We start from the raw sequence: 5,601 nt of genomic DNA on the forward strand, positions 1-5,601 counted from the left end.
GGCAGCGAGGATGAAATGTTCGAAAAACGTCCACTCCTCGTCCGTCATCAAGTCTCGTGCCAAGCTGGTCTCCATAGCAGATACTAGCTTGAATCACGCCTACGGTGCATTGTGAATCCCTTTTGTCAACACGGCCTAGCGGGATTGAATGCCGCTGAAATGCTCACCGCCCTGCGGCAAAGGATTGCATCCTTTGCCGCAGCCCAGTTGTCAGCCAATGAAGCATCACCGCCTCTTCTTTGCGTCTTCACTCAAGCGTTCCGCGCGGTCCATCATGCGTTGCATCTTGGCCCCCGTCCCGGTCGAAGGGCGGGGATCTGTTGCGGCGGTTGAGGAACGGGCTGTGTCTGCCCCGGCATTCAACCTCCGGCTCGTATCGCTCGTTGCGTTCGAGGATGCGCGGTTCGATTGCTGCGGGCGGGATTGCGGCATCATTCTCCGCATGCTGCCGCCGACGGCCGCCGCGGCCCAGCCCGCCTGCAAGTTGCCCGAGATCATCGGCACGATGAAAGGGATCGCCACCACCATCGCAAGCGAGAGGATGACCACCGCCAGGAATGGGATGGTCCCACCGACTTGTTCGACAGAATCCGCCGCTCCGATCTGGCCGACCAATAGGCCCACCAGGCCGAAGACCATCGAGAAAATGCCAGCCATCACGACCGGGTAAAGGGCAAAGCTCGCCAGCGAGGACAGCCAGCGGTGGAAATAGTCCTTCGTCACTGGGAACATCGAGCAGAGGATCATGATGGGAGCGATGCCGATCAGGAATGTCATCATCATCTTTGCGAGGACGAGAACGGCACCCGCTGCGCCGCCGACCACCGCCAGAAGCCCCATGAAGAACACACCCATAATAGCCTTGCTGACCGCCCCCATATGCGATGTGGCCGAGTTGCCGTATTCGGCCAGCCTGTCGAGTTGGAGGTCAAAGCGAAGAGCGAAATACCTCGACCCCGCACCGTCGTCCCCGGTGGCGGAGCCGATCAGGCTTCCCGCGAGTTCATCGAGGCCGTCGATGATGTGACCGCTGACGAAGTTGAAGTTCGCCCAGTTAAACGCGAATGTGTTGATCAGGCCGATCTTGAACGACAAGACCAGCAGCTCCCTCCCATCAATCGGACGGATTTGCCAGGCCATGTTGACGAACAAGGCAATCATCGCGAGGGTCGCAGCTCCGACGACCACCGTGCCGGAAACCTCCGCGACCGCCGCAAACTGAGAGGTCGCCACGGTTTCGAGGCCCTCGTCTGCGGCCGATACAATAAAATTAACGATACCCATCACTCACTCCCCTGGCACTGAATGCGCAACCGATCCCGAAGGTCGGAAATGATTGGGAAATATTCTTCCTCTGACCATGCGATGTGCAGGCTGTCGGTGCCGGTCGGGGCGGAAAAGCCCAGTTCCTCGAACTCATCTGCGATGATGGACCAATCCGGCCACAGGGTCTCGCAATCGCAGGAACCGACCTCCAGCGCCAACTGGTGCCGTCTCAGGCTATAGAGGTCGTCCGCCGCGACCGAGCGCCAAGCATCGCGAAAAGAGCGGAAGGTCAGATGTTCCGGTCGCGGGCGGATCGCGCAGCCATAGCGGTCGGTCTCTGCGGGTTGGATGGAATTGCTCAACTCGATCCGATCCGCCATCGCCGGGGCGGCGGTCAAAGTGAGAAACAAGATAGCTCGATAATTCATACGGTTACTCCCGTCACTTGTTCAGTGTTCAGTGTTCAGTGTTTAGTGTTCAGTGTTGCTTGTTCGGTGTTGTGTGTTGCCTGTCGCCTGTCGCTTGTCCGGTGTCGCCTGTTGCGTGTTGACTGTCCGGTGTTGAGTGGCCACGGTCGCGTGTCGCGTGTCGCGTGTCGCGTGTCGCGTGTCGCGTGTCGCGTGTCGCGTGTCGCGTGTCGCGTGTCGCGTGTCGCGTGTTCAGTGTCCGGAGTTGCCTGTCCCCTGTTCAGTGTCGCGTGTTGCTTGTTCAGTTTTGCGTGTCCGGCGGAGAGCCGGATTTGCCGATCAATGGCGCAGGCCATGAACATCCTCCCCGATCTCGTCGCTCACCGCCTCCCGAGGCGCTTCTGCGCCTCCAGCGCGAGCGACAGGCTGTCCTTCAGCTTCGACGGGGCCTGCGTGGTGTCGGGGCCATCCTGCATCCAGCCGTTCAAGGCTTCGACCAATGAGAGCTGCGACCTGAGCAACGCGATCATGGAGCCGCGCAACCCATCCAGTTCCGTTCGCCTGTCCTGACCGGAGGCGGTCAATTCCTGCGCGGATGCCTTCGAGGCTTCCGTCAACTGCTCGACGTAGCCCAGTAATTCGCGTTCGAGCGGCGTCAGACCATCCATCGCTCACTCCTTCGGGATCATCAGGCAGTCCACGGGTTCCCCCGCCAGCGAACAGCGGGCCAGCGTTGCCCCGCCGCTGCGCGGGATCAGAAACGTCGCCACGGGCCGCTCGATGATCCTGAGCCCCATCGTGTTCAGGTTGGGCATCAGCCAGGTCATCACCGTCCAGGTCGAAACCCCGGCGCTGATCATCAGGCAGCAGGCCACCAGCATCGGCCACATCAACGCCTTCCATTCCGGTCGCGCTGCGTTTGCGCTCTGCCTCACGAGGTGTTTCCTCACGCGCAGCAGGTAGCCTTCCGTATCGGTCTTGATTGTAGCCAGCGCGTTTTCGGCAATGGTCTTCAAATCGGTCCTGAAGCTCAGCAACTGTGCGTCGATCGAGGCGACATTCTCTGCCCTGATCCGCTCCATGTCCGCGTTCAGCTTCTCGCTCAGCCGTTGCTTCGGCTCTCCAGTCTTCATGGAAAATTTCTCCTTTCAGGCGAAACCGTTCTTCGGTCTCGGGGTCTTTGACGGTCAGGTAATTCTTGCCAGCGCGGGGCACCTCGAAGCCCGCTTCGGTCAGGGCGGCGAGCATCCCGGCGCGATCCTCGACCAGCCCCATGGAAATCTGGTCGACGATCCAGGCATGGAGCTCGTCGCGTCCGGCGGCACGGTTCGGGGCTTCCGAGACAGGCTTGACCTCGGCCACACGCCCCACGTCCATGGGGTCGGCCCAACCGTGCGTCTTGTTCATCAGGTCGCGCAGGCTGTCGAAGGCGCGCTCATAGCCAGGCGGGGCAATGTTGAGGCTGCGCCCGCTGTGCAGCTCCATGCGCGGCGTGCAAAAATGCAGCTCGACGCGATCTTCATGGGTGTGGCGCACCCAGAGACAGGCGTAGCGGTCGGCATCGAGGCCAGCGAAGGCGATCTCCTCGAAACGGTCGATCACCTCCTGCTGCTGGTCCTCTGTCGGGGCGTCCTCGCGGGCGAAGCTGACGACGCCGGCGCGATAGGTCCATTTGTGCGGGCAGGCGTCGATCAGGTCGATTATGCCCTGGGGATCGCCGCGCACGACCTCCGGCAGCGGTTCGCGTGTCACGGTCATCGGCCGGCCTGACGCATCGCGGATCAGATCGCGATTGTCGTCATAAGCAAGCACCGTGCGGGCGGTCAGATATTCGACCGGCCCCGCGCCGCCGCCTTTGCCGTTGGGGAAGAACTTGATCAGCATCTGGGCGGCCTCCGATGCTGCGCAAGGATCTCCGCCAACCGCCGCTCGATGCCGACCAGAGCCGCCGCCACGTGCAGAGCCTCGACCTCGCAGGCCCTGCCGGCGCGGGTCGCCGTGTTGAGCCACCGCGCGATCTGGTTGAGGTTCCCGCCATAGCGTGACACAGCCAGAACCAGCGCGGGATCGACACGGGGCGCGGGCTTGCGCCGCTTCGGAGCCGCGCCGGTGGCGAGCTGCCGAAGCATGGCGGACATTGACAGCCCGCGATCCGCAGCCGCCTGCCGGATCAGCGCCTTTTCCTCGGAAGAGCAGTAGAAGAACACGGCTTCCTGCTTGTCCGAGGGGACCGCGCCCTGCGCGGTCCGGTTGGGGTTCGAAGGGGAGGCTTGCCGCCCCTCGCAAGGCCCCGGTTCGACGGTCGAAGACCTAGAACCGGGTCGCCTTGCTCTTTGCTCAGACTGCTTGATGTTCGAAGTCACCACGCCACCTCCGCACGGCGAAGCTCCGATTCAGAAACCAGACCGCGCGATAGCAGTTCGCGAGCTTGGGCGCGGGAGATGGTCTTGCACAAACCGTACCGCTCCCTGACCCACCCAGCGAGTTGTCGATAGTGCTTCTCCTCAAGTTCGACAGCGCCGATCTGCGCTTCGCGCGCCTCTTCGACATAGCGCTGCCAACGCTCCCCTCGAAACCAGTTGTCCGAGAAACAAACCTTCGAGCGAGTGTAACCCTCGGTCTCGGCCGCATAGGCTCGGACTGCGCAGATAAATTCCTTGGCAGTCGTGCCGTCCTCGATGGCCCGCTCGAATTGCTGCCGACAGGTGGTCTTGTTCCGACGTCGATCCGCCGGATACGCGCCCCATGCTTTCTCGAAATCCTGGTCCTCCGCCTCGCGCGTGTCCGCGCGCGTAGGTGGTTTCTGGGTGGTTTTAGGGTGGTTTGGGGGTCGTGATGACCCCGGGGGTGGGGTCGTGGTGACCTCGGTGGCCGGGTCATACACATCTGGGGTCTTAGTGACCCCGGTTTGCTGCCGCCCCCCTTGAGCGTCCGATTTTTTCTTCGTCGGGTCATCCAGCTTGGACACGGCGTCAAGGCATATGCGGTACTCGTTTGTGTACCCGTAGTCACATTCGCGCTTCCCTGTCTGAACGAGGATACCCTCAGCAGTGAAGTCACGAACGATGCGCTTGACAATGGCCAAGCTAAGTTCGGTAAACTTCGCGATGCTGTGCTTTGAACAGTAGACGCCCTCGCCATCATCAGAAGCCTTGTCAGCCAAAAACATGATGACCTGTTTGCGTGAGGCGCTGCCAAATTTGCGTTCATTGCAGCGCTTTGCGACCTCCCAACTCATGGCGCGTCACCCTCGTAAGGGACCGTGAGCGAGTATTGCCGCAGGAAGCTGGCAACGGAGGGCAAACCATGATCCGGCACCGCTCCTAGTGAATATGGCAGCACGCGACCATGTAGATGCGGGCGGCCTTCGATAGGGGCGAGCGCTATAGGTGCAGCGTCATGCTCATTTTTGTACATCATTTGGCAAACCTCTCCCATCAGCCCGCTCCATGCGGCCTGGCGATACCGAGAACGACGTCAGGTACAGGGTTGAATATTGGGGCGGCTTGGGCTTAGACTTCGGGTGCGCAAGAAATCAAAGCAAGGCTCCGCCCGGTGCGGGGTTTTGCGTTTCCAGCCTAGGCCATATCGCCTGGCGAAACGCGGTTCTCTTCAACATACGCGTTCAGATCAGCACCATGATATTTCACGCGCCTACCAAATTTCAGGAAGGGAGGTCCCACCCGACGGTGCCGCCACTGTGCCCGTTTGGATCGGGGCGCAATGATGTCTAGCTCTTCGTCAGCGTCATCGTAGAGCCGGTTTCCATCGAACATTTCGTATAGCACATGACCTGCCCCCCGCGAAATCCCTCATCATGATGTAGAGTCTGCCCAACCTTGAAGGAGCAGACGAATGCGAAAGAGCCGTTTTACCGAGGCGCAGATTATCGGGATGATCAAGGAGCAAGAGGCGGGCATGCCGACGG

At 61.1% G+C, this 5,601-nt stretch carries 6 protein-coding genes and 1 pseudogene; all 7 read right to left on the minus strand.

Going from position 1 to position 5,601, the window contains the following annotated elements; genetic code table 11:
• Positions 1-225: 225 nt before the first annotated feature.
• The 7 genes and pseudogenes from AB9K34_RS03470 to AB9K34_RS03500 all read right to left on the minus strand — a co-directional run bounded on the left by AB9K34_RS03470 (position 226) and on the right by AB9K34_RS03500 (position 4,911).
• The gene (locus AB9K34_RS03470; protein WP_369953054.1) at positions 226-1,284 is read right to left on the minus strand and encodes a type IV secretion system protein; all 1,059 of its coding nucleotides are present in this window, start codon (positions 1,282-1,284) and stop codon (positions 226-228) included.
• Positions 1,284-1,694, minus strand: a complete 411-nt coding sequence (locus tag AB9K34_RS03475; RefSeq protein ID WP_369953055.1) for a hypothetical protein — start codon at positions 1,692-1,694, stop codon at positions 1,284-1,286. The genes AB9K34_RS03470 and AB9K34_RS03475 overlap by 1 nt, the downstream gene beginning before the upstream one ends.
• A gap of 359 nt (positions 1,695-2,053) precedes the next feature.
• The gene (locus AB9K34_RS03480) at positions 2,054-2,341 is read right to left on the minus strand and encodes a hypothetical protein (protein ID WP_369953058.1); all 288 of its coding nucleotides are present in this window, start codon (positions 2,339-2,341) and stop codon (positions 2,054-2,056) included.
• Between the two features lie 3 nt (positions 2,342-2,344).
• On the minus strand, positions 2,345-2,806 hold the full coding sequence (locus tag AB9K34_RS03485) for a hypothetical protein (RefSeq protein WP_369953059.1): 462 nt from the start codon (positions 2,804-2,806) through the stop codon (positions 2,345-2,347).
• Positions 2,807-2,846: 40 nt separating this feature from the next.
• A pseudogene (locus AB9K34_RS03490) lies at positions 2,847-3,557 on the minus strand (relaxase/mobilization nuclease domain-containing protein); the annotation flags it as partial.
• Positions 3,551-3,880, minus strand: coding sequence for a plasmid mobilization relaxosome protein MobC (gene mobC, locus AB9K34_RS03495; protein ID WP_369953056.1), 330 nt, complete (start codon positions 3,878-3,880; stop codon positions 3,551-3,553). The gene mobC and the pseudogene AB9K34_RS03490, both read right to left, overlap by 7 nt.
• Positions 3,881-4,032: 152 nt before the next feature.
• Positions 4,033-4,911 (minus strand): hypothetical protein, encoded by an 879-nt coding sequence (locus AB9K34_RS03500; protein ID WP_369953057.1) that lies wholly within the window; start codon positions 4,909-4,911, stop codon positions 4,033-4,035.
• Positions 4,912-5,601 lie beyond the last annotated feature (690 nt).

It is taken from the genome of Sedimentitalea sp. XS_ASV28, from assembly GCF_041224545.1.
In the GTDB taxonomy this organism is placed as follows: domain Bacteria; phylum Pseudomonadota; class Alphaproteobacteria; order Rhodobacterales; family Rhodobacteraceae; genus Sedimentitalea.

Bases quoted from the DNA above. Each gene is read 5' to 3' on its own strand.
- AB9K34_RS03475 (WP_369953055.1), bottom strand. From the start codon at position 1,694: ATGAATTATCGAGCTATCTTGTTTCTCACTTTGACCGCCGCCCCGGCG.
- AB9K34_RS03470 (WP_369953054.1), bottom strand. From the start codon at position 1,284: ATGGGTATCGTTAATTTTATTGTATCGGCCGCAGACGAGGGCCTCGAA.
- AB9K34_RS03485 (WP_369953059.1), bottom strand. From the start codon at position 2,806: ATGAAGACTGGAGAGCCGAAGCAACGGCTGAGCGAGAAGCTGAACGCG.
- AB9K34_RS03500 (WP_369953057.1), bottom strand. From the start codon at position 4,911: ATGAGTTGGGAGGTCGCAAAGCGCTGCAATGAACGCAAATTTGGCAGC.
- AB9K34_RS03480 (WP_369953058.1), bottom strand. From the start codon at position 2,341: ATGGATGGTCTGACGCCGCTCGAACGCGAATTACTGGGCTACGTCGAG.